The organism is Agarivorans sp. 2_MG-2023, assembly GCF_030548085.1.
GTDB lineage: Bacteria > Pseudomonadota > Gammaproteobacteria > Enterobacterales > Celerinatantimonadaceae > Agarivorans.
In genome coordinates this window covers 363,767-387,657 of record NZ_JAUORQ010000001.1, presented here as the reverse complement: position 1 = coordinate 387,657, position 23,891 = coordinate 363,767, and the positions used below count along the sequence as shown (strand labels likewise).

Here is a 23,891-nt window from a genome sequence, read left to right as displayed (position 1 = left end):
GAAAGGCGAGTTACTTAATTGCAATCACTGTTATTAATAGAAATACCATAAAGACTAGTAAATTGCTGCTTTAACGCAACTTAAATGTTAAATGCGTGTATCAAGATATGGACGAATTTAATGTAAAAAGACCTCAGTTAGATGTTTTTATCATTTATTAATATTTTTGATATACCATCAAGGCATAAGAGATTGAACAGCATTTAGTACAATTCATCACGAAATACTTACGGAGATAAACCAAATGAAGGTATTAAGAGGCACTTGTTTGTGTGAAGCAGTAAGATTTGAAGCAGAGGATAACTTCGAGCAATTTCATCTTTGCCATTGTGACCAATGCAAAAAGATCTCCGGTGGTGCCCACGTATCCAATTTGTTTTTAACACCGAGCCGCTTTACCTGGTTAAGTGGGGAGCAGCAAATAAACCAATATGATGTTCCTGGTAGGAATATTTCCAACGCTTTTTGTAAACACTGCGGCAGCCCTGTGCCCTATCTGTCGTCGAGTCAACGTTGGGTAATTGTTCCGGCTGGATCATTAGATAGCAGCCCAAGCTTAGCGCCTCAAGACCATATTTTTGTAAAAGAAAAAGCGAGCTGGTACAAAAACATAGAAAGCATTAAACAATATTCTGGCTTCCCTGAATAAACAACTTTAGGCGGCCGATACTACAGCTTTATTTCGGCCACTTTCTTTTGCTTTATACAGAGCTTGGTCAGCATGACTCATCAATTGCTCTATGCTTTCTTCGGCTTCCATCAAGGCAACACCAATACTGGTAGTAAATCGTACCTGTACGACCCCGGTGTTTAGGTAAATCCTTTCTACTGCGCTACGTAAACGTTCAGCTGTGTGAATAGCCGTATCTTTATCAGAATACAAGGCAAGTCCAAACTCTTCCCCGCCCAAGCGGCCTAACACGTCACCGTCTCGAATTTCACTTTCAATAGTGGTCGCAAACAGCTTAAGCGCTTGGTCACCAACAGCATGCCCATGATTATCATTAATCTTTTTAAAATGATCGATATCGAACATCAACATAGACATAGGATGCGAGCGATTTCGGCAGCTGTCGAACATGGCTTCTGATTTCGCCATAAAGCTGCGTCGGTTATTGATTCCTGTAAGCGGATCGGTACGCGCTTCTTTCTCGGCTTCGGATTTAGCCACTTCTAAAGCGTGGGTGCGCTCAGACACCAATATTTCTAATTCTTGCTTAGCGCGCTCTAATTGGCTGCGGTAACGTAACTCCGCTTGTTCTTTTAAGCGTCGTAATCTGAACAAGTGGATCCCCATGGCAACCATGATCACCATCATTTCACTGTAAGACGCCACTACAGGCCAATAATAAGTAACAAAAGTATGTTCAACTAAGCCTAGGTCACGCAAGGCTTGGCTAAATAGACCAATAATCAACACTGTCCAGCCTAGGGTGTATACAGCGGACTCTTTAGACCCTTGATACCAACGAATAAGACTGGCAATGGCTAACACAGGGTAAAGCAGTAAGGCGATAGTAATAAGCACTACCGAGAACACGGTTTCTCTGGTTAACGCGGCTAATGCCAATAAGCCTGCATTTAGAATCATAAACTTGAGAACGTAGTCTAAACGCGGCGTATTAACTTTAGTCTGGAGAAAAATTCGAGCAAAAATAACCCCAGTCATAATAGACATAGCTCCCGTGAGAGACATGTAACTCCAGTGAAAATCTTCTCGCACAAAGAACATATGACTAAAACCAAGAATGGTTGGCCAGGTGGCTAACTTAGTCCCAGCATAAACGAAATAGGCATAATAAGTTTTGTCGTTTGTGGCTACACCAGTAACTAAAGAAATAATTGCCATCAGTGCTAATCCACCGACTAAAAAGGCGATACTTCCCAGTTCAATGCTTTGCACATAGTGCATTTTGTCTGGCTGCCAGAGCCTTAGATCTGGGAATACAAAGCCCTTCTCGTCTGAGCCAAATCGAAAATAGAATTGATAAGTCTCTCCTGCTCCTAGCTCTACCGGCACAACAAAACGTTGATGGCTGACTAAGCGTTCAGAAAAGGGATTGCTCAGGGCGAGATCTGCTATCTCAAGAAAGCTTGGTGCGCTTGTATTACGCTGATAAGCACTTAAGTAAATCAGCTGATGGTCTACATACTCTAGGTTGAGTGTAATAGGTTTATCACTATCATTATGTAGGTAGAAAACGCTCCAAAACGCACCGGCCTGTAAACCCGTAGAACCTTTGCTTTTTAGCGGGGAGAATTTATGTAAACGAAAAGCGGCAATGGCATCGGCTAAATCAGCGCTACCACTTTCATCATGCCACACATGGAAATGCTGCCCTAAACGGCTGCCATCTTCTAAGCCATTGACATGCAAGGCCGTTAAAGACTCAGCATATGTTTTAGTTGCAACTAACCCGCAGAATAGTAGAACAAAAACGGTCAGCACCTGCTGACTTAAGCTGCGTAAAGAGTTAATTGTCATGATGATGTTGCGTAAATACGCTTTCCCTGCGTTGAGTGAAGTAGCTCTATTTCCAATGTTCGTACAGCCCTGTAACAAAACATTAACCACTATCTAAGAAGCTTAAAGACAAACGTTAAAGAAGTCTACGGGGCGGGCTCTAATTAGCGATTTGTCATCACGAAAATTAAGGCCTAGGAAACGATGCCTAAACTAGATTTTATTGACTACTTCCGTAGTATAGACAAGCCAATAAAAAAGCAGCCATTAGGCTGCTTTTTTATTTTAAGCGGTAGATTTACATCACAGGTAAATCAATATTAGTAAACAACGCCTCTACTTCATCTAGCGACTTAGCTTGCACAGCTTTATCTACAATATCTCTGGTTAAGTGTGGAGCAAATCGTTCAATAAAGTCGTACATGTAAGTACGCAAGAACGTGCCTTTTCTGAAACAAATTTTAGTAGTGCTGGCTCTAAATAAATGGCTCGCGTCAATCGCCACTAAATCTTGGTCATGCTGCTTATCAATGGCCATACTAGCTAGTACACCCACACCAATACCCATACGCACATAAGTTTTTATTACGTCTGCATCGGTAGCAGTAAATACAATTTTAGGTACTTTACCGGCTCGACCAAAAGCATCATCGAGATCAGAGCGACCTGTAAAACCGAAGATGTAAGTAACAATCGAGTGCTTAGCCAAATCGTTAACGGTAACAACTTCTCCGTTAAGGTGCTTTTTAGCTAACTCGTGCTCTTTAGGCACCAGAATACTGCGATTCCAGTGATAACAAGGCAACATCACTAAATCAGAGAAAATATGCAGTGCTTCAGTCGCAATAGCAAAGTCGGCACTTCCCTTGGCAACCGCTTCGTTAATTTGATTCGGCGTTCCTTGATGCATATTCAAGGACACATTAGGGTAACGATGAATAAAGCCTTGAATCACTTCAGGCAATGCATAACGTGCTTGAGTATGAGTGGTTGATATATTCAAGGAGCCTTGATCAGGGTGAGTATGCTGGTTAGCTACTGCCTTAATGCTCTCCACCTTAGCCATGATCTCATTACTAATGCGGATAATTTCCTTACCCGCAGGAGTCACTTGGCTGAGATGTTTGCCGCTACGTTTAAAAATTTGAACACCAAGCTCATCTTCTAATAAGCGTATCTGCTTACTGATGCCCGGCTGGGAGGTATACAAGCTTTCCGCAGTCGCCGACACATTAAGGTTATTGTTAACGACTTCTACGATATAACGTAACTGCTGCAATTTCATGTAGTTAAATTCTCTGGCGCGAAACACCAACTAACTGTCCGTTAGTGGGTTTCTTATTACATTTTTTTATAAGTATATAATCAAACAACCAGAGAATGAAATGTCTTTCCACTACATATTTGTCAGTCGTTAATTAGTTCAAATTTCTCACTAATTGCGCTGAATTCTGTTTTAGTAAACGTAAGGTGGCCCCTGCTCCCATCACCGAGACTAACAAGGTGCCAATCACTGGGCCTAATAACCATAATCCCCAGTTAATCGACGCACCAATATCAAATACCATCACTTGCAATAGTAGTAAGATAGTCTGTGCTGCGCTCGCGGCAATGAAGCCCGCTAAGAACCCTAGAATAACAAATTCATAAATAACAGCGTTGCGCAGTAACTTAGCGCTGGCCCCCAAGGTACGCAGTATTACAGTCTGTTGCCTGCGTTCTTCTAATGAGCTTTGCACCTGCGCATACAGCACTAAGCTACTCGCTAACAACACCACCACTAATACCAAACGCAGTGCTAATGCCACTTGATCGACAACTTGCGACAACTGTGTAATCAGCGCTTTTACATTAATAAGAACCAAGGTAGGAAAGCTAGCCATGGTTTCAGCCATCCAGGCACTTTTGTTTTCAGGTAAATTAAAGGAGGTTAAATAGCCAGTGGGAAAATCTTTTAAAATGTCTTGGCTAAGCAGCACATAAAAGTTGGGTTGCATTGTATTCCAATCAACGCTGCGGATACTGGTCACATTTACCACTATCTCGCTCGCACCCACCATAAAGCCAAGTTTATCGCCAACAGTAATATCGAGGCGCTGAGCAAAATCTTGTTCTACCGAGGCTTCATTTACACTACTCGCGTTTAGCCATTCTCCTTCTAATAGCGCGTTGCGGTAAGGCAAGTTAGCCACGCTACTCAAGTTAAGCTCTCGCCCAGCACCACGCCTACGTGATGAATTTTTTTCAGAGTATTCACCCTCGCGCTGTTGGCTTACCGCTTCGTCGTTAATAGAGACTAATCGGCCACGTAGCATAGGGAACATTTCAGTAAGTTCTACATTCTCATTTTCAAAGCGGGCGTTGATTAAGGGTTTCTGAGGCTCACTAATATTGTACATAAAGTGATTGGGCGCCCCCTCAGGCAACTGTTGTTGCCACTCACTAATCAAATCTTGTTGAATAACCCAAACCACCAAGGCCAGTTTAATCGCTACCGTAAAGCCTATTAGTTGCACTCGATTTTGTTTGGCACGTTTGTACAGTGATGAAACTGCAATTTTAAGGCTTAAATTACGTAGGCTAGCAGCGCGCCTTTTGCCAAACCACAACAGTAACTGGCTGATAACCAGCAACAAAGCCACTGCTGCGATGCCAACACCCAGCAGTATTAAGCTCAACATCAGTGAACCGCTATAAAGCAGCAGTAATACAAATACACTTAACAGCATCCAAATCCCAACCCACAGTGGGTTTACCACTCCATCATCGCTGTCGCGACGAATCACTCGCATAGGTGCGATATCGAAGAGTTGAATAAGTGTAGGAAGAGTAAAGGCAATCCCGCAGATAAGTCCGCTGCCTATCGCCATTAAGTAAGGCGAGGCGCCGGCACTAGGAAGTGTTATATTCAGCAAACTTTCTACGTAATTTGCCACTGGCCATTGAACGATAAACGCTACCCCAACGCCAATCACAATAGAGGCCACGATAACTGCAAACAAATGCCCTAAATAAATGGCTCTGATTTGCGGCTTGCTAGCGCCTAATACTTTAAACATTGCCACCGTGTCGTAATGTCGCTGGCAATATAAACGGCTAGCAACAGCAATAGCTGCACTGGCCAATAAAATGCCAATAAGGCCAGCCAATAATAAAAATTGCTGCGCCTTCTGCAAAGCGCCAGCCAAGGGCGAATCACCACTGCTTACATTAACTAAACGTTGATTGTCGGCTAACAGTGGTTTCACCCAGTTTTCAAATTCAGCTAAATTGGTCTTTTCTCCAGCAAACATATAGCGATACGCTAAACGGCTACCAGGTTGTACTACTTCCGTTTTGGCTACATCATTAATATTAATAATGACTCGCGGTGCTGTCATAAACACACTAAACGGCGCATCCGGTTCATTAACGATTCGCCCGCTAATAATAAACTCAGCCTCACCGATTTCTATGGCATCACCTACATCAACCTTAAGTTGATAAAATAATCGTTCAGCCAGCCAAGCCTCTCCAACCGCAATGCCCTGTTTTTGTGCGGCATCACTGCCAGCCACATCTGAGCTAATGCGTAAGCTACCTTTTAAGGGATACTGCTCTGACACCGCTTTTACGCTGGCAAGCACTAGGTTTTCGTTACCATAAACCATTGATGGAAAAAGCAGTTGCTCGGCGTAATCGAGCTCAAGGTCATCCGCTTGTTCAGCTAAGGGTAAATCTACCGGATGAGCACTACGCACCACTCTATCTGCGGCAATAAAGTCGCCACTTTTATTAAAAATAGCCTGTTCCATGCGGTCGGTAATACTGGTAAACAGCCATACAGAACTCACAGCCAATACAATGGCTGCGGCAACAATGGTTAACTCGCCTCGGCGTAATTCAGCTCGAAACAAACGCCATATCAAACTTTTCATGGATTGTTCCTTATTGCTTGATAATTCTGCCGGCTTGCAAAGTAATTTGCCTTGCACAACGTTCTGCTAGCTTAAGCTCGTGAGTCACTAGTACAAGCGTTGTGCCTGACTGCTGATTTAGTTCAAACAACAAATCTTCAATAATTTGACCATTACTGTTATCGAGATTTGCCGATGGTTCATCGGCAAACAACACTTTTGGCTGGCTGATAAATGCGCGAGCAATTGCTACCCTTTGCTGCTCACCACCAGAGAGTTGATTGGGATAATGGTCGTGTCTTTCTGCCAAGCCTACTTTTTCTAACCACTGTTCTGCCAATTGCCTAGCGTTAGCTACCCCCTTAAGCTCAGCAGGTAACATAACGTTCTCAAGTGCCGATAAAGCAGGAACCAATAAAAACTGTTGGAAAATAAAGCCTACGTTTTCACGTCTTAAACTGGCTCTTTGCTCTTCATCCAAAGATTCCAAGTTTTGTCCGCACAAGTTCACACTGCCTTGGCTAGCGCTATCTAAGCCTGCCAGAATACTTAACAAGGTGGTTTTACCCGAACCAGATGCGCCTACGATGGCCAAAGACTCACCTTGCTTTATTTGCAGGTTTATATCGTTCAATAAACTCAGGTTTCCGGCATGAGTTGCAACATGATGATTGAGTCCGTTGGCGTTTATGATTATGTTAGGCGCTGAAGTTGATTCGGTTGTTGGCATAAAAGTAGGTGCTCAAGAATGATGGTTAGACACAAAAGTAAAAGTTTTTCGCTGTTCGCACTATTTGTTTTACTCTTTTTTACATTGAATACGAAAGCTTTCTCTAATTCAAAATCTATTTTGATATTAGGCGACAGTTTAAGCGCTGGTTATGGCATGACAATCGACCAAGGTTGGGTTGCGCTCAGTCAACAATACTATAACGCGAATAATCAGCCAGTAGATCTTATCAACGCCAGTATTAGTGGCGAAACCACAGCTGGCGGGTTACGACGCCTTCCTAGCCTACTGGAACAACATAACATTGATTGGTTACTGATTGAATTAGGTGGGAACGACGGTTTACAAGGTCACCCAACCAGTAATATTGAAAACAACTTAAACGCAATAATCGACTTGGCAAAGCAACACGATGTGCAGGTGGCATTAATGCAGATCCGTATTCCCCCTAACTATGGAAAGCGATACCGCCAAGCCTTTGAAGGACTTTACCCAAAAATTGCTGAACAGCAGCAAGTTAGCTACCTGCCCTTTTTTATTGAAGACATAGCGACTCAAACACATTTGATGCAAAACGATGGGATTCACCCTAATCAACAGGCACAGCCAATGATTAGCGAGCAAATGCAGCAGCAATTACTCGATTTGCTTTACAACTAGTTAGCCCGTTTGAGCAAAGCCATTTTGGTCTTGTAGTAGTTGTGACAAAGACGCTACGCGATCTTGCATCACCTTAATGGCCTCAAACTGATTCAGTGTTTTACGTTCGTCTAACACCATGCCCGCTTCTATCGTCATTAACGTATACGTTTGCTCGCTAACCTCAACCACTACACAACGCGTTTGCGAATGCTCGGTTTGTAAAACAGCCAAGCTACCCAGTTCCAGCAGATTTTGCGAAGAAGTCGCGATACTTTTGAAAAACCAACTTTGCGGCATTAAAGGTTTTAGAAATTGCGCTGAGGCAACAGCATTCAGGCAAATTTGAACTTTGATGGGATCTGACCAATTAAAGGATTCTAATTGCTCTAGAAATTGATAATAAAGCTGAGTGTGCTCGGCAGTAAATGGGCTGTCTTCTTGGGCATGTTGAACACAACGCTTTTTACACAACTTAGACACAAACAACATATTCGGCCCTAACTCAAGAGTCATTACTCCCTTATTAGAATCAAATACCCAGTGCCATTGTTTATTAGGTTGAATTAACATTATTTAAAAACAGAACTATCCGTGTTGAGCTCACTTAATAAACAAATGTACTACGTGAGCCCAACAAAAACAAATATATTTACTATTTTTTATACAGCATTCGATATTTGTTTAATTAATTCCGGGCCTTTGTAAATAAATCCACTATAAACCTGAACTAATTTAGCGCCTGCATCCATTTTTTCTTTTGCAGCCATGGCTGAATCTATTCCACCTACCCCGATAATTGGGATCTCAGATTTCAAATAATGATCTAATTTTCGAATCACTTCGGTAGACTTTAATTGCAAAGGACGACCACTCAAGCCACCGGCTTCAGCGGCGTGCGGCATACCCTCAATCATAGAGCGCTCAAGGGTGGTATTGGTGGCGATGACGCCATCAAGTTTATATTTGAGTAAAGAGTCACTTATCTGTTCTATTTCATCTTCAGATAAATCTGGTGCAATTTTGATCAATAAAGGAACGTGTTTATTATATTGCTGAGTTAATTGATCTTTACGCTCAGTCAGATCCTTTAATAGATCTTCTAATGCTTCACCATATTGTAAAGATCGTAAACCAGGAGTATTTGGACTAGATATATTAACAGCAATGTATGAAGCATGTGGAAACGCTTTATTCATGCCTATTAAATAATCATCTTTTCCTTTCTCAACAGGAGTATCAAAGTTTTTGCCAATATTGATCCCAAGGATCCCTTTGAACTGACTTTGTTCTACATTATTTATTAAGTTATCGATCCCTAAATTATTAAAGCCCATACGATTAATTAAACCGTCGGCTTCTAATACCCTAAAGATACGCGGTTTGTCATTACCCGACTGTGCACGTGGTGTAACCGTACCTACTTCAACAAAACCAAAGCCCATTGCGTCAAACGCTTGAATACACTCACCGTTTTTATCTAGACCAGCGGCTAAACCCACCGGGTTAGGGAATGTAAGCCCCATTAACTCTACCGGGTTAGAAGGTACATGTTGGCGATAAACACGATCTAACAGTGTTCCACCAGTGCGTTTAAACATCTCGATAGTAAGATCGTGAGCGCGTTCTGGATCAAGTTGGAAAATTAGTTTTCGAGCAAGTGGGTAATACATTTAAACTCCTAGTATAAGACCCCCGAAGATGCAGGGCTTCGGGGGCAGTATTTTATACTAATTTACGGAGCAGTTTAAATTTAAAAGGTTCAATTCCCTCAATAAAACTGAAAATTTAGCAAACTCATGGGTATTACCGGTCTTAAAGTCCGCTAACATGTGGTTCCAACGGTCTAACAGGCCTTCATGAGCAGCTAACCAATCATCTAGCGCATCGCTACTTTCCATTTTAGCGGCCCACTTAAGTGCACTCACGGTAAGTTGACGTTGTTGCCAATCCAGATCTTCCCTAAACGAAGATCTTGCCAATGCCTGCCAATGATTATCAACGCTTTGTAGATTGATTTGCGCTAAGAACCAGTGCAAACCAATGTTTGCGCCCAAGTTAAAGTAAAGCCTGGCTACCGCTACAATATCTTGCTCAGCCTGCTCTGCTACTTCAGTAAGATCTAGTACCGAATAAATCGAATTCATTTTAGCCATTGCACAAGCGATATCCGCAGGTACATGTTGGTCTTGCAACTCTTTCGATTCGGCGTTTACTAATTTTACTTCTTCAGGGGCAAGAACTTCCATTAAGCTTTGCTGTAACTGTAAGTAACTAGGTCGGTAACGATCTATCTGTTGGGCAATACTTAACGAACGATCGCGTAGCGTTAAGAAACGACGTGTAGCGCGACGAATAATTCGACGCATGTTATCCATCATCTTAAGCTGCAACTGTGCGTTCACTTTATTGTCGAGGCTCTCAATCTTGTCGAACAACTCCCACACACCAAATACTTGGCAGGCAATCACATAACAAGTACAAATTTCTGCTGGATGAGCACCGGTTTCTTCAACTAAGCGCGTTACAAAGTTAAAACCAACGTCGTCTACCACTTTGTTTGCCAATCGAGTCGCCACAATTTCATGACGTAAAGGATGGCTATGCATTTGCTCTACATAGCGCTCCTGTAGCAATACTGGAAAAGATTTAACTAGGGTTTGACTCAAATATGGATCTTCAGTGACTTCTTCAACATTGAACCACTCTTTGAGTACCATTTTCCCGTAAGCCACCAACACTGATAATTCTGGACGGGTTAACCCTAAACCATTGGATTGGCGCTCTATTAATTCTTCGTCTGTAGGTAAAAACTCCAGGCTTCTGTTGAGTAAACCATCCCGCTCTAGGGCGTGCATAAAGCGAATGATTTCTTTAACCGTGCTGGCACCTAATTGCTCAGTAATGCTAATCGACTGCCCTTGGCGATAGGCATTTTCGAGCACTATTTCTGAAACATTTTCGGTCATATCCACTAACAACTTGTTACGTTGTTTCTCGGTAAGATCCCCGTTTGTAACTAAACCATTTAGCAGAATTTTGATATTTACTTCGTTATCAGAACAATCTACCCCACCTACGTTGTCAGTAAAATCGGTGTTTATACGGCCGCCATTGGCTGCAATCTCAATTCTACCCAGCTGGGTAATTCCAAGGTTTCCGCCTTCGCCAACAATTTTAGCGCCTAACTGATTACCATTAATTCGCAGGCTATCGTTGGCGCGATCTCCCACATCGGAGTCTGATTCGCTGGTAGATTTAATATAAGTTCCAATACCGCCATTCCAGAACAGATCGACGGGTGAACACAAAATAAGTTTAATTAACGCGTTAGGCGTTACATTAGTTTCTTTGGTTGCTAGCAGCTTTTGAATTTGTGAGCTCAACTTAATTGATTTAGCACTACGCAAGAAAATGCCACCGCCTTCGCTAATTAGGCTGGTGTTGTAGTCTTGCCAAGACGAGCGAGGTAACTCAAATAAACGTTTACGCTCTACAAACGAACTCGCAGCATCAGGCGTTGGATCAATAATAATGTGCATATGGTTAAATGCAGCCACTAAACAGGTATGTTCAGATAACAACATACCATTACCAAATACATCTCCAGCCATATCGCCTACTGCAACACAGCTAAAGTCTGTGGTTTGGCAATCAACACCAATTTCTCGAAAGTGACGTTTTACCGATTCCCAAGCACCACGAGCGGTGATGCCCATGCCTTTGTGGTCGTAGCCATTGCTGCCACCAGAAGCAAATGCGTCTCCCATCCAAAATTGATACTCATGGCTTAATTGGTTAGCAATATCTGAAAAGGTTGCCGTGCCTTTATCGGCGGCTACTACCAAATAAGGGTCGTCTTCATCTCGGCGAACCACTTGCTTAGGTGGGACTATTTCACCTTTTACATTGTTGTCAGTAATGTCTAGCAAACCACGAATAAAGATGCGATAGCACTCTTTACCTTCCGTTAGCCACGCATCTCTATCACTGGCACTTGGTAGGCGTTTACAAACAAAGCCACCTTTTGCGCCAACCGGCACAATCACCGTATTTTTTACTTGTTGTGCTTTAACTAAACCCAACACTTCAGTTCTAAAGTCTTCTCGGCGATCAGACCAACGTAATCCGCCACGAGCTACTTTACCGCCGCGTAAGTGCACCCCTTCTACTCGAGGAGAATAGACAAAGATTTCAAACATTGGGACAGGTTGTGGCATGTCGGAGATCAGGCTTGGATTCATCTTAAATGAGATATAATCTTTAATGCCTTTTTCTTGGTTAAGCTGATAAAAGTTGGTTCGTAACGTCGCTTTAATCATTTCCAAATAACGACGAATGATTCGGTCGTCATCAAGGTTCTCTACACCATCTAACAAGCTAATTAGCTTGGCTTCTATTTTCTCTTCCGTTTTATCTGAACGTTTTAAACCCGGATTAAAACGGCGACGGAACAACTCCATGAGTAGCATTGAGATATCAGGGTAATTAGCAAAGGTTTCTTCAATATAACTTTGACTAAAATTACTGCCTATTTGGCGCATATATTTAGCGTAAGCGCGCAATAACGCCACATCCCTCCCCGAGGCTTGTGCAGCTAATACCAAACGGTTAAAGCCATCATCTTCAAGTTGGCCAGACCAAATCTCGGCTAAGGCATGCTGGAAGTTATCTCGATTTTGTTCAATATCTAAGTCTTGTGCACCAACAAACAACATCGCGAAGTCTAGTACCCAATACACTTTGTCGTCGCTAGTGGTTAGCCGATAAGGTGTTTCACCAATAACGCGAAGCCCCATATTTTCTAACATCGGGAGAATGTCGGATAAGTGTAAAGGCTCATTTAAGTGAAATAGCTTTAAGCGTACATGGTTGGTATTGAGCTTTTCTTCTTGTGGGCGATAAAACAACATACCGAGTTGGTTTTCATCACCTAAGTCTTCAAACTGTATAATGTCTGCCACTGCAGAGCCTGGTAGCACGTTTTCTTTATAAGAACGTGGAAAGGCTGTTTGGTACTTATTGCTTAACTGAATCGCGCGTTCTTCGCCAAAATTAGAAATCAGTGAGTCAACTAACCTATCTTCCCAAGTTCTAGCCGCTTCAATGAGGTTGGTTTGTAACTCGCTCAAGTCGAACTCCTGATTATTATCTACTCTCACAAGGTAATGAGTTCGTGCCATTGACCCTTCGGTGAAATAGGTAGAAAACTCCACATCTTCTTTAGATTTAAAATGTTGCTTTAGAATCTGTTGGCTATGAATACGTAAAGCCGTGTTGTAACGCTCTTTGGTGGTGTACACCAAACAAGAATAGAAACGACCGTAGATATCTTTGCGAACAAACAGCTTCACTAAATCGCGTTCTTGAATCTGTTCAACACCCAAGCCAATATCGAGCAACTCATCTTCGGTGGCTTGAATTAACTCATCGCGCGGATAAGTCTCCATAATATTCAGCAAAGACTTGTAAGCGTGGGAGCCGGCCGGCAAATCGGAGTTCACCATAATTCTGGCAAGCTTTTGATTGATTAACGGGATCTCTAAGGCGCTGCGGTTATAAATGGATGAAGCATATAAACCAATAAAGCGATGTTCACCAACCACGGTACCTTTACTATCAAAAATCTTCACGCCAACGTGGTCGATATAGGCGGGACGATGTACTCGTGACTTGTGATTGCTTTTATTAAGCACCAAGGGCGTTTGATTAGTGGCGAGATCTCGCCCGGCACTTGTGTAACTCGATAGGGTCACCACTTGGCTGGTGACATATTCTCGGTACAAACCTAAGCTACCGCTTTCGTCCGGAATCAGTTGTAAATCACCTTTGATCTTTTTTAAACTGTAGTGACGGTAGCCCATCAAAGTGAAATTATTATCTGCCATCCAGGCCAAAAAGGCAGTACTTTGGCTCAACGACTCTTCACCCGCTAAACCTTTACTCTTAGCCAATTCATTACTAACCGTTTTCAGCTTTTCTAACATCAAAGCCCAGTCATTTACCACTACATTGACTTCGTCTAATACGGTATTCAATTCTTTACTTAAACGACGCAGCGCTTTTTCGTCACTTTGGCGATCAATCTCAATCATAAATACGGTTTGATTGCCCAACTCAGCATGCTGCACATCATGCACTGCGGTGATTTGATTGTTCGCATCTCTATCTAAACGCATTGGCTGATGCATTAGCAGATGGGTATTGATGCCACTACGCCCTAACGCCATCCGCATAGAGTCCACCAAAAAAGGGGAATCTGGGACCACAATCTCGATAATAGTATGAGTAGACTGCCAGCCGTGGCGACTTAGTTCGGGGTTATAAACATTGATATGACGATCGCAGGTTTGAGTAAGATTGAGGGCATTCCACAAGCCCACCCCAACTCCATATAAATCGCTGTCGCTGCGATTGGCGAGATCGTCGCTGCCCATGCCAGAAAACAGCCGAGAGAGAAACTCCTCGGCTAATGGCGCAGCCTTTGAATCAAGTTTCTGATTAACAATTTGGTAGACTTTTTTAAGCAGTACGGAGGCGTGTTGCTGCGCTCTTGTCATAACGCATTCCTTATCCTAGTAGAGTAAAATTATTATTGTTTAAAACAATGGCTTATTGTTTATTTTAGTGTAGTTCGGTTTAGAAAATAATCGATAAGATATACGCTAAACCTTACAAACAATTAGACCATGCTTTTACATTTTTACAACATTGTTGACTAGATTTTTTGAAGCGATAGGAATTTATTTTCGTTATCAGTAGATAAGACAAAACGACCGCTCACTCCACCAGAGTTTAAAAAAGGTAAAAAGCGGAGTGCAGGAATTTGGATCCGCTTACCGGTTTGGTCGGTAGCGATAACTGAACGGGCGCTACCTTTGTAGACCCGTTCAAACTCCAAGTAAGAAATGTGTAAATTAAAAATGTACTGCTTCATCGGATACTTAGTTAATTAAGCCTTTAGTTGCTGTAAACCATTAGTGACTTTTTCAAATAAATCTTTACTAAGATCGTCCAAGCCAGCTAAACGTTCTAATTGCTTAATTATCAACCCCTTGCGTTCATCGTCAAGTTTCACCGTTTGAATTAATGGCGTGATTAAACGAGATGCAACCTGTGGGTTTTGAGTATTAAGAATACACAGAATATCTGTTAAGTAGCGGTAACCAGAACCATCTTTAGCATGGAAATGACGAGCATTGTTATTAGCAAAGCTACCCATTAAGGAGCGAACTCGATTTGGGTTTTCCATGGTAAAGCTTGGGTGTTGGCTTAAGCCCTTAACCCGTTCTAATGCGCCATCCTCTGAAAAGCTCGCTTGCAATGCCAACCACTTATCCATCACCAAACCATCGTGCTGCCAGTTTTTCTCATAATCCTTAAACATGGCTGCACGCTGTTCGATAGCAGCATTATTTGCAGCAGACATGGCAGCAAGTTTATTGGTCATTAATGGGCTTTCAAAATACGCGTCTGCCACTAAACTAGGTTTGCTATAGGCCAAATACTGCAAACAAGCTGCGCGTAATGAGCGCAAGGCAATATCTGAATGGGCTAAACTTTGTTGGTCTTGTTCAGCGCAGCGTTGTTCTAGCACCAAGAACTGCTCGGCTAAGTGCTCTGCTAATTTTTCGATAAAGAAATCACGCGCCTTAGCGATAGCATCAATATCCACTCGCTCAAAACTATCAGCGATTTCGTTTTCACCACTAATCGTTAGCAACTCTGCCAATAAGCCTTTATCGATATTTTGATCTTCCAGTAACTGGCGGAACGTAGCCACAATTGCTTGATCAATTTCTAGGGCTTTATCTTGCTGAATAGCGCTAACTGCTTGAACCATCCACCCAGTCACTAATTTTTGCATACCGTCCCAACGGGCGAAGGTATTTGAAGCATGATTAATAATCAGCAATAGCTGCTCGGTAGAATAAGGCAGATCTAACTTAACCGGCGCAGAGAATTCTTGCAGCATAACCAAAGTAGGTTGTTCGCTAATGTTATCAAACAACCACGTTTGCTTATCTTCAGTTAGCTCCAGCACCTCTGACACAGCAGAGCCACCAATTTCTAGCGCAAAAGCCTGCCCGCTGTTAGCCAATAGCTCAATAGATACCGGAATATGCAGCGCTTGTTTGTTGGTTTGCTCGGCCGTTGCAGGAGTATGTTGGCGAATGCTTAAACTGAATTGCTTGTTTACTTCATCGTAGGTACTTTCAACATTGAGTATCGGTGTACCCGACTGGCTATACCAGCGTTTAAACACCGTTAAATCTTTGCCACTGACATCTTGCATTGCGCTAACAAAGTCATCGCAGGTAGCTGCTTGGCCATCATGGCGCTCTACATATGTTTGCATACCAGCCTGAAAGCCCTCTTCGCCCAGTAAAGTGTGCAGCATACGAATCACTTCTGCGCCCTTCTCATACACTGTAAGGGTGTAAAAGTTGTTCATCTCAATCACTTTATCGGGGCGGATTGGATGCGCCATTGGGCCTGCGTCTTCAGCAAACTGGTGGCTACGCAATACTCGAACATTCTTAATACGGTTTACCGCGCGTGAGCCTAAATCAGAACTAAACTCTTGATCGCGAAATACGGTTAACCCTTCTTTTAAAGACAGTTGAAACCAATCACGACAAGTGATGCGGTTCCCCGTCCAGTTGTGAAAGTACTCATGACCAATCACGGCTTCAATGCCTAAAAAGTCGTTATCTGTAGCACTTTCTTTGTTGGCCAATACATACTTTGAGTTAAATACGTTTAAGCCCTTATTCTCCATGGCACCCATGTTGAAAAAGTCGACGGCCACAATCATGTAAATGTCTAGGTCGTATTCAAGATTAAAGCGCTCTTCATCCCATTTCATAGAGGCTTTTAAAGACGCCATTGCATGCTCGGTGCGATTTAGGTTGCCCTTATCAACAAATAACTCTAAGGCAATCGTTCGACCAGACTGAGTCACAAAGCTGTCTTCGAGTAAATCAAAGTCACCTGCGACTAAAGCAAACAAATAGCAAGGTTTTGGAAACGGGTCTTGCCAGCTTACCCAGTGTTTGCCGTTTTCTAATTCGCCTTGGTCAATCTTATTACCATTGGATAGCAAAAATGGATATTGAGCTTGGTCAGCAATAATCTTGGTAGAATACGTCGCCAGTACATCGGGACGATCTAAGAAATAAGTAATGCGGCGAAAACCTTCTGCTTCACATTGCGTACAAAACGCATCACCCGATTGATATAAGCCTTCAAAGGCTTTATTTTCTGCCGGATTAATTTGAGTAACAATGGCTAGTTCAAACTGCTCTGGAAGGTTTCGAATGACCAGTTGAGAATCACTCATTTGATAGTCTTGGTGTGTCTCGCCGTTAACTTGTAAACTAATTAACTCAAGCTTTTCGCCATCTAATATCAAATCACAAGCCTGTTCAGCTTTACGCACGACGGATGACACCGCAGTAACTCGAGTAGATTGAGGTTCTAAATCAAACTCTAAGGCCACACTATCGATTGTGTAAGCGGGTGCTTGGTAGTCTGAGCGGAATTTGGCTGTTGGTTGAGCTGAAGAGTCGGCCATGAAACGTCCTTATATAGAATGTCGAAAATACACGAATTAAGATGAAGTTATTGTAAAAGATATTAGTTAGTGCAGCTAACCTTTTCAGCTTAAGGCTAAAAACAAAAAAGTCGGCCTAAGCCGACTTTTTAATAGCAATAAACTTAGAATGACAGTAAGCCCACCGCATTCAAAAATACTACTGCAATAGCGATAGGCGATATGAAGCGCACGCTTTTAGAGAACATTTGAAAAGCTTGGCTTTCTAAACCCATTCCTTTCTTAACGTTGTCAGCTTGAACAATCCAACCTACAAAGACAGCAATGAATAAGCCACCAAGTGGTAGAAGAATGTTCGCGGTAATGTAATCTAGAACTTCAAAAAAGTTTTTACCCATTGGGCTTTCTTCAAATTGGAATATCTCCCAACCTGCAAATGAGCCAATCGTACCTAAGCTTAATAACCAAACCGCACCACCAGATACAATAGCAGCAATATTACGGCGGAAACCTTTGCGCTCAACAAGGTATGCTGAAGTAGACTCAAGCAATGCTAACGCCGACGTAAATGCCGCTACCGTAACCATTACGAAGAATATTGTTGATACCACTCCGCCTAGCGGCATAGTACCAAAGGCAATAGGTAACGATACAAACAGTAAACCTGGGCCCGCACTTGGCTCAATGCCATTGGCAAATACAATCGGGTAAATAGCTAAACCAGCCATTAGCGCAACCACAGTATCGGCGATGGCAATGTAGATAGAGGTTTTAGCAATAGACGCACCTTCAGGCAGGTAAGCGCCATAAACCATCATAATGCCCGAAGACAAACTTAGCGTGAAGAAGGCATGGCCTAGGGCCATAAGTACGCCATTTATGGTCAGTTTAGAAAAATCAGGACTAAACATGAAGCTAACTGCGGCGGCAAAATCACCGGTTACAGCTGCATAGATCATGATAATAGTAAGCAATACAAAAAGCGCAGGCATTAACAAGGTAACGATGCGCTCTAGGCCTTTAGTAACGCCCTTAGCCAAAACGACTACAGTGCCAACTATTACCAACGTAGCCCAAAGAATAAGTTGCTTTGGATCAGAGGTTAAATCGCCAAATAGCGCACCAATTTGTTTCGCATCGCCTGCTGCAGCAGAAATGTCACCACCAGCAGATTTGAATACATACGCAACCGCCCAACCGGCAATAACGATGTAAAAGCTCAACACTAAGAAGCCTGCAAGTACACCCATGCCACCAATGAAGGCCCAGTTTTTAGAGCGACCATTTTCTAAGGCGACTTTTGCGACAGCGTTCGCCGGTGTCGAACGGCCTTGTTTACCTAAATAAACCTCGGCCATCATCACCGGAATACCAATGAAAAGAATACATAATAGATACACTAGAACGAAGGCACCACCGCCATTTTCGCCCATAATGTAAGGGAATTTCCAAATATTACCTAAACCTACAGCAGCACCGGTAGCCGCTAAAATGTAAGCAAAGTTACTCGACCAGCGATTGCTCACTGAAGTGTTATTACTCATGATTTTCTCTTTTTATATTGTGTTTGCTAATTGCGTCCGTGTTTTAGGCCGCCGATCTAAGCATAAACAGAATGAGAATTACAGATAAAATGAATCTTTATGCTGAATTTATGCGATCCGTCATTACAAGCAATCTATATAACACTCAATAGTCAGTTTAATATGCCGAATAATAATTCTTCAACAATGCATAAATTGCTATTTTATTGCAGCTAACTGTTGTTTAAGCCAGTCCCTTTCATAGCCTAGTACTGGATGAATTATTTGTCGTTGCCTTAGGGCCTTAGTTTGTTGTTCATTCAACGATACCCCATTTGTCATAAATACAAAGGGCGTCATTTGTCCCTGTTTTTCAATAAAACCCACTAGGTTTATTACGCCGTTTACATAGCCACTTTTAGCATGAATATGTGCTTTCAACGGTGGGCGCGTTACACTGCGTCGATACTTTAAAGTGCCACTCACCCCAGCTACCGGCAACTTATAAATAAGCGGGGTTAAATCAGGATCTATTAACCAAAGCTCAAGCAGATTGTAGAGCAACTCGGCGCTGACCAAGTTTTCTCGAGATAAACCTGAGCCATCTCTTAAAGCCGTATAGCTGAGATCTAGGCCTAGCTCGGTTAATTGTTGCTTAACTAACTCGCTAGCGGCTTGATAACTACCCGCCCGTTGTTGCTCCACAGCAATCGTCTTAAACAAACTATCGGCAGTGAGGTTGTCCGATTCCACCAGCATGAATTCTACTAAATCGATGAGCGGAACCGAGCGGTGACTGAATGTTGAATCATATTCAGATAACTGGGTGCGATAACTTATTTTACCTTGGTAAGTCACCCCAAGTTGACGTAATACTCTACGTAACTTAAGCGTGAAATATTGCTGTTCATCATTAATCGAAAAACGTAACGGCATCATCCTAGCGTTTTGGTTAATACAACCTTTTAGTTGATACTGGTTGTTATCCCCTACTATCAAGCTTTGTTCACAATCTTGATGCTCTCTACTCACCGTGGTTATCTGGTTATCAATGCTCAGTAACTGAGTATCACTCACATGAAGTTTGCTTAACTGGCCTAATTCTCCTGGCTTTAAGTTGCCGTTGACACAATTGCTATCGATGTTCAGCGCACTCACAGGTGAGGCAAAACAAATGCCTATATCATTCCAAACTTGGCCTTGGCTACGGGTATGACCACTAAAAACTCCCTCATCTATGGTTATTGAAGCCACTTTTTTTCCAAAACCTTTAGTGACTTGAGCTAATAGAGATTTAAGATCTTGGGAGGTAAAACTGGGGTCTCCACGCATATGTAAGCGAAGATGCAGCCCTTCGGGATTAGGTTTCACACTCACTTGGGTATTAAAGCGATAATCTGCACCAAGTTGTTTAATGGCTGCAGTGGCGGTAATCACCTTTAAAGTACTAGCCGGGGTAAGCAACAATTGGCTGTTTTGAGAACCATTAGGCCCAACATAGCTAACAATGGTTCCAGGAGGCGAAACTAGTGCAGCTTGACTAGCCAGTGAGAAAAAACAAAACCAGAGAAAGGAAATTTTAATAAACAGGGGCATGTTAATCGGCATTCATAAAATCAGTACCGAGAGTATATAAAAAAGGTGAACCGAAGTTCACCTTTTGCTTGTTATTTTAACTGCCTATTGAGCTATCAACTCTAAACGCATCGCACGTTGGCGAACAAAACTACGTTTTAGATGATTGAATGTTTTCTCAGGCATACCGCTTGGTAGCTCTACCGTTGAGTAGCTATCAAACAATTTTACGCTACCAATGTAATCGCTACTGATATTCGCTTCGTTGGCAATGGCACCTACAATGTGTTTAGTTTGAACACCATGTTCTTTACCAGCATCTACGCGGTAAGTGTTCATTTCAACATCTGCAGTGCGGCGTTTACGTTTAGCGGCACCGGCTTCGTTACGACTTGGGCGTTCACCGCGCTCTCCACCACGTTGACCGCGATGATTACGCTCACCACGTTCGCCGCGTTGCGAGCGTTCGCCACGTTGTCCGCGTTCGTTGCTGAAGCGTGAAGAACGAGGTTCTGGGTCGGTAGGCAATTTAAACGGACGTGCTGTTTGAGCTTGGAACAACAAAGCGGTAGCGAGTTCAAGTTCGCTCATGCCAAGGTTGGTCGCAAGTTCAGAAGCAATCGTTTGGTAATCTTCTAATTGTGCATTTTCTACTGCTGCAGCAAGCTTTTCTTGGAAGCTAGAAACACGTTTCTTCTCAATCTCTTCACGAGTAGGTAGCTGCATTTGCTCAATTTTTTGACGTGTTACGCGTTCAATGTTGCGCAACAAACGCTGCTCACGGTAACCAACAAACATTACCGCTTTACCGCTACGTCCAGCACGACCAGTACGGCCAATACGGTGAACGTAAGCTTCAGCGTCATATGGAATGTCAAAGTTAACCACTAAGCCAATGCGTTCTACATCTAAACCACGTGCTGCAACATCAGTTGCTACTACGATGTCTAGCTTGCCAGATTTCAAACGAGTAATCGTGCGCTCACGCATGCTTTGGTTCATGTCGCCGTTCAGTGCAGCAACACTGAAACCTTTAGCTTCCAAACGCTCAGCAATATCAGTGGTTGAGGTTTTTGTGCGGGCAAAAATAATTGAAGCGCTGTCGCTGTTAACTTCTAGAATACGGGCCAACGCTTCTATTTTGTTTAAACCAGCAACGTGCCAATAGAACTGCTCAATATTTGATACAGTTTGAGTCTTAGCCGCAATTTTTACTTCTTTTGGCTCAGACATGTAATTTTTAGTGATGTTTTTGATTGCCGGCGGCATCGTTGCCGAGAACAACGCTGTTTGGCGCTCTTTAGGCATATCGCGCATAATGCGTTCAACATCATCAATAAAGCCCATACGTAGCATTTCATCTGCTTCGTCTAATACTAAGGCTTTTAGTTGGTCAAGCTTAAGCTTGCCACGATCTAGGTGATCGATAGTACGTCCAGGCGTACCAACAACAATTTGAGGACCACGACGTAGCTCTTTAATTTGTTGTCCGTAATCTGCACCACCATAAATAGGCAGCACGCGTAAACCAGGAATATGACGACTAAAGTCTTTAATGGCATCGGCTACTTGGTTAGCTAGTTCACGCGTAGGAGCAAGAACCAGCATTTGTGGCGCGTTTAGCTTAGGGTCTAACTTTGCAATTAACGGCAAAGAGAAAGCAGCGGTTTTACCGGTACCTGTTTGTGCTAAGCCAAGTACATCATGTCCTTCCAGCAGCAATGGAATGGTTTTTTCCTGAATAGGAGACGGCGTCTCGAATCCAATCTCGGAAATAGCTTTTAAAATGGTTTCAGGTAGAGCGAATTGCTCAAAACTTGAACTGCTGGATTCGGTCATATTTGGCCCACAATTATTTAAAGGATGCGCACTATACGCTTTTGATCACAAAAAGTCTCATTGATTTTACATTTTTATGGAAAAACATTAGCCGTCTTGATAGGCGACAATAAAAAACCGCTCTAGTGAGCGGTTAGTAGCTTTTAGTATAGGCTATCTTTCTATTCTTCTTCCGCTGCTGGGTACTTTTCAGCAGTTTCCTTGATAAGAGGTTGTAGCTCACCAGTGCGAAACATTTCCATGATGATGTCACAACCGCCCACTAGCTCACCTTCAACCCAAAGTTGTGGGAAGGTTGGCCAATCAGCGTAATTTGGTAGCTCTGCACGAATGTCTGGATTTTGTAGAATATCTACATACGCGAAACGTTCACCACATTGCATAACGGCTTCTACTGTTTGCGCAGAAAAGCCACAGCTTGGGAACTTAGGCGAACCTTTCATGTAAAGTAGAATTGGGTTTTCAGCAATTTGCTGTTTGATTTTGTCAATCGTTTCCATTTTAAACTTCTCTAATTTTTACACTAAGTCTATTCTAGGTGTTGGGCGTACCCTAGCAAAAATAGTCGCCGATTTCACCACTTTGCGCTAGATCAATTTTTTTTAGTGTTTTTGCTTTGCCACATAAAGCACTAGTGCTAAACTCGTTTGTAAAGTTTTTACTATATAAAAGATTGCGCTGATTCAGCCAATTATAACAAGGAGAGAAAAAACAATGGCATTTACATTACCTGCTTTACCGTACGCACAAGACGCGCTTGAGCCACACATCTCAGCAGAGACTTTGTCTTTCCACTACGGCAAGCACCACAACACTTACGTAGTAAAGTTAAACGGCTTAGTTGAAGGCACCGATTTAGCAGAAAAAAGCCTAGAAGAGATTATTAAAACTTCTACTGGTGGTGTATTCAATAACGCTGCTCAAATATGGAACCACACCTTCTACTGGAACTGTTTAGCGCCAAACGCTGGCGGTCAACCTACTGGTGCTTTGGCAGCAGCAATTGACGCAAGCTTCGGTTCTTTCGATGAGTTCAAAGCAAAATTCACTGATAGTGCAATTAACAACTTTGGTTCTAGCTGGACTTGGTTAGTTAAAAACGCTGACGGTAGTTTAGCCATCGTTAATACTAGCAACGCAGCTACGCCGTTAACTGATGAAGGCGTTATACCACTATTCACTTGTGATTTGTGGGAACACGCATACTACATTGATTACCGTAACGTTCGCCCTGATTACTTGAACGCTTTTTGGGCTTTAGCTAACTGGGAATTTGCTGCTGCAAACTTCGCATAAGCTAAATACCTAGCAAGGCAATAAAAAAGGGCGCTATTAATAGCGCCCTTTTTGTTATCTAACTTTTACCTGCCGCTTATTTGCGATCGCTATGACCCAAGCTCATATCTGGAGCAATCACATCTCTTACTCGTTGCTTAAGGACCTTAGCTTCAGGGAAGCCTTCATCTGCAACGCGACACCAAATCAATTGGTCGTTAACATATATTTGAAAGCGCCCTTTGCTTGCTGGACGCAACGCAACTTCGCCGAGCTCTTGAGAAAAAGTAGTCAGCAACTCTTGGCTCAACCACGATGCTCTTAACAACCAGCCGCATAAACTGCAGTAGTATATTGCTACTTTAGGTAAGGCGACATCTTGCTCTACCGACAT

Annotated in this window: 17 protein-coding genes; 3 read left to right on the top strand and 14 right to left on the bottom strand. The window is 42.7% G+C overall.

Features of this window, described 5'->3' with window-relative positions:
* Positions 1 to 244 precede the first annotated feature (244 nt).
* Positions 245 to 649, top strand: a complete 405-nt coding sequence (locus Q4549_RS01655) for a GFA family protein (RefSeq protein WP_303552882.1) — start codon at positions 245 to 247, stop codon at positions 647 to 649.
* Between the two features lie 6 nt (positions 650 to 655).
* On the opposite strand, the gene Q4549_RS01650 is transcribed toward Q4549_RS01655, so the two are convergent.
* The 4 genes from Q4549_RS01650 to Q4549_RS01635 form a co-directional block, all read right to left on the bottom strand.
* Entirely contained in the window at positions 656 to 2,485 is a 1,830-nt protein-coding gene (locus tag Q4549_RS01650) for a diguanylate cyclase (protein ID WP_303552883.1), read from the bottom strand.
* A gap of 277 nt (positions 2,486 to 2,762) precedes the next feature.
* Positions 2,763 to 3,749, bottom strand: coding sequence for an HTH-type transcriptional regulator CysB (gene cysB, locus Q4549_RS01645; protein ID WP_137672936.1), 987 nt, complete (start codon positions 3,747 to 3,749; stop codon positions 2,763 to 2,765).
* A 133-nt stretch (positions 3,750 to 3,882) separates the two neighbouring features.
* Positions 3,883 to 6,381, bottom strand: a complete 2,499-nt coding sequence (locus Q4549_RS01640; RefSeq protein ID WP_303553154.1) for an ABC transporter permease — start codon at positions 6,379 to 6,381, stop codon at positions 3,883 to 3,885.
* 10 nt (positions 6,382 to 6,391) lie between these two features.
* Positions 6,392 to 7,090 carry an ABC transporter ATP-binding protein gene (locus Q4549_RS01635; RefSeq protein ID WP_303553153.1) on the bottom strand — a complete coding sequence of 233 codons (699 nt, stop codon included), beginning with the start codon at positions 7,088 to 7,090 and terminating at the stop codon, positions 6,392 to 6,394.
* Between the two features lie 84 nt (positions 7,091 to 7,174).
* Between Q4549_RS01635 and Q4549_RS01630 the strand changes: the two genes are divergently transcribed.
* Positions 7,175 to 7,750 carry an arylesterase gene (locus Q4549_RS01630; RefSeq protein ID WP_303553157.1) on the top strand — a complete coding sequence of 192 codons (576 nt, stop codon included), beginning with the start codon at positions 7,175 to 7,177 and terminating at the stop codon, positions 7,748 to 7,750.
* On the opposite strand, the gene Q4549_RS01625 is transcribed toward Q4549_RS01630, so the two are convergent.
* The 9 genes from Q4549_RS01625 to Q4549_RS01585 all read right to left on the bottom strand — a co-directional run bounded on the left by Q4549_RS01625 (position 7,751) and on the right by Q4549_RS01585 (position 22,722).
* Positions 7,751 to 8,302: a cell division protein ZapC domain-containing protein gene (locus Q4549_RS01625; RefSeq protein WP_137672939.1), complete on the bottom strand. Its 552-nt coding sequence runs from the start codon at positions 8,300 to 8,302 to the stop codon at positions 7,751 to 7,753.
* An 89-nt stretch (positions 8,303 to 8,391) separates the two neighbouring features.
* The gene (gene pyrD / locus Q4549_RS01620; RefSeq protein WP_303553152.1) at positions 8,392 to 9,402 is read right to left on the bottom strand and encodes a quinone-dependent dihydroorotate dehydrogenase; all 1,011 of its coding nucleotides are present in this window, start codon (positions 9,400 to 9,402) and stop codon (positions 8,392 to 8,394) included.
* Between the two features lie 57 nt (positions 9,403 to 9,459).
* Positions 9,460 to 14,289: an NAD-glutamate dehydrogenase gene (locus Q4549_RS01615; RefSeq protein ID WP_303553151.1), complete on the bottom strand. Its 4,830-nt coding sequence runs from the start codon at positions 14,287 to 14,289 to the stop codon at positions 9,460 to 9,462.
* A 158-nt stretch (positions 14,290 to 14,447) separates the two neighbouring features.
* Positions 14,448 to 14,666, bottom strand: a complete 219-nt coding sequence (locus Q4549_RS01610; protein WP_303553150.1) for a DUF2835 family protein — start codon at positions 14,664 to 14,666, stop codon at positions 14,448 to 14,450.
* A gap of 15 nt (positions 14,667 to 14,681) precedes the next feature.
* On the bottom strand, positions 14,682 to 17,306 hold the full coding sequence (gene pepN / locus Q4549_RS01605; protein WP_303553149.1) for an aminopeptidase N: 2,625 nt from the start codon (positions 17,304 to 17,306) through the stop codon (positions 14,682 to 14,684).
* A 143-nt stretch (positions 17,307 to 17,449) separates the two neighbouring features.
* Positions 17,450 to 18,829: a sodium-dependent transporter gene (locus tag Q4549_RS01600; RefSeq protein ID WP_303508626.1), complete on the bottom strand. Its 1,380-nt coding sequence runs from the start codon at positions 18,827 to 18,829 to the stop codon at positions 17,450 to 17,452.
* 198 nt (positions 18,830 to 19,027) lie between these two features.
* Complete coding sequence (dacB, locus tag Q4549_RS01595) at positions 19,028 to 20,416, bottom strand: D-alanyl-D-alanine carboxypeptidase/D-alanyl-D-alanine-endopeptidase (RefSeq protein ID WP_303553148.1); 1,389 nt, start codon at positions 20,414 to 20,416, stop codon at positions 19,028 to 19,030.
* Positions 20,417 to 20,488: 72 nt separating this feature from the next.
* Entirely contained in the window at positions 20,489 to 22,222 is a 1,734-nt protein-coding gene (locus Q4549_RS01590; protein WP_174235938.1) for a DEAD/DEAH box helicase, read from the bottom strand.
* 161 nt (positions 22,223 to 22,383) lie between these two features.
* Positions 22,384 to 22,722 (bottom strand): Grx4 family monothiol glutaredoxin, encoded by a 339-nt coding sequence (locus Q4549_RS01585; RefSeq protein ID WP_137672946.1) that lies wholly within the window; start codon positions 22,720 to 22,722, stop codon positions 22,384 to 22,386.
* A 214-nt stretch (positions 22,723 to 22,936) separates the two neighbouring features.
* On the opposite strand from Q4549_RS01585, the gene sodB reads away from it, so the two are divergent.
* Complete coding sequence (sodB, locus tag Q4549_RS01580) at positions 22,937 to 23,518, top strand: superoxide dismutase [Fe] (protein ID WP_303553147.1); 582 nt, start codon at positions 22,937 to 22,939, stop codon at positions 23,516 to 23,518.
* Between the two features lie 76 nt (positions 23,519 to 23,594).
* Here sodB and Q4549_RS01575 read toward each other — a convergent pair whose 3' ends face one another.
* On the bottom strand, positions 23,595 to 23,891 hold the full coding sequence (locus Q4549_RS01575; protein ID WP_303553146.1) for a SelT/SelW/SelH family protein: 297 nt from the start codon (positions 23,889 to 23,891) through the stop codon (positions 23,595 to 23,597).

Coding starts and splice junctions, on each gene's coding strand:
- Q4549_RS01655 (WP_303552882.1), top strand. CDS start 245: ATGAAGGTATTAAGAGGCACTTGTTTGTGTGAAGCAGTAAGATTTGAA.
- Q4549_RS01650 (WP_303552883.1), bottom strand. CDS start 2,485: ATGACAATTAACTCTTTACGCAGCTTAAGTCAGCAGGTGCTGACCGTT.
- cysB (WP_137672936.1), bottom strand. CDS start 3,749: ATGAAATTGCAGCAGTTACGTTATATCGTAGAAGTCGTTAACAATAAC.
- Q4549_RS01640 (WP_303553154.1), bottom strand. CDS start 6,381: ATGAAAAGTTTGATATGGCGTTTGTTTCGAGCTGAATTACGCCGAGGC.
- Q4549_RS01635 (WP_303553153.1), bottom strand. CDS start 7,090: ATGCCAACAACCGAATCAACTTCAGCGCCTAACATAATCATAAACGCC.
- Q4549_RS01625 (WP_137672939.1), bottom strand. CDS start 8,302: ATGTTAATTCAACCTAATAAACAATGGCACTGGGTATTTGATTCTAAT.
- pyrD (WP_303553152.1), bottom strand. CDS start 9,402: ATGTATTACCCACTTGCTCGAAAACTAATTTTCCAACTTGATCCAGAA.
- Q4549_RS01615 (WP_303553151.1), bottom strand. CDS start 14,289: ATGACAAGAGCGCAGCAACACGCCTCCGTACTGCTTAAAAAAGTCTAC.
- Q4549_RS01610 (WP_303553150.1), bottom strand. CDS start 14,666: ATGAAGCAGTACATTTTTAATTTACACATTTCTTACTTGGAGTTTGAA.
- pepN (WP_303553149.1), bottom strand. CDS start 17,306: ATGGCCGACTCTTCAGCTCAACCAACAGCCAAATTCCGCTCAGACTAC.
- Q4549_RS01600 (WP_303508626.1), bottom strand. CDS start 18,829: ATGAGTAATAACACTTCAGTGAGCAATCGCTGGTCGAGTAACTTTGCT.
- dacB (WP_303553148.1), bottom strand. CDS start 20,416: ATGCCGATTAACATGCCCCTGTTTATTAAAATTTCCTTTCTCTGGTTT.
- Q4549_RS01590 (WP_174235938.1), bottom strand. CDS start 22,222: ATGACCGAATCCAGCAGTTCAAGTTTTGAGCAATTCGCTCTACCTGAA.
- Q4549_RS01585 (WP_137672946.1), bottom strand. CDS start 22,722: ATGGAAACGATTGACAAAATCAAACAGCAAATTGCTGAAAACCCAATT.
- sodB (WP_303553147.1), top strand. CDS start 22,937: ATGGCATTTACATTACCTGCTTTACCGTACGCACAAGACGCGCTTGAG.
- Q4549_RS01575 (WP_303553146.1), bottom strand. CDS start 23,891: ATGTCGGTAGAGCAAGATGTCGCCTTACCTAAAGTAGCAATATACTAC.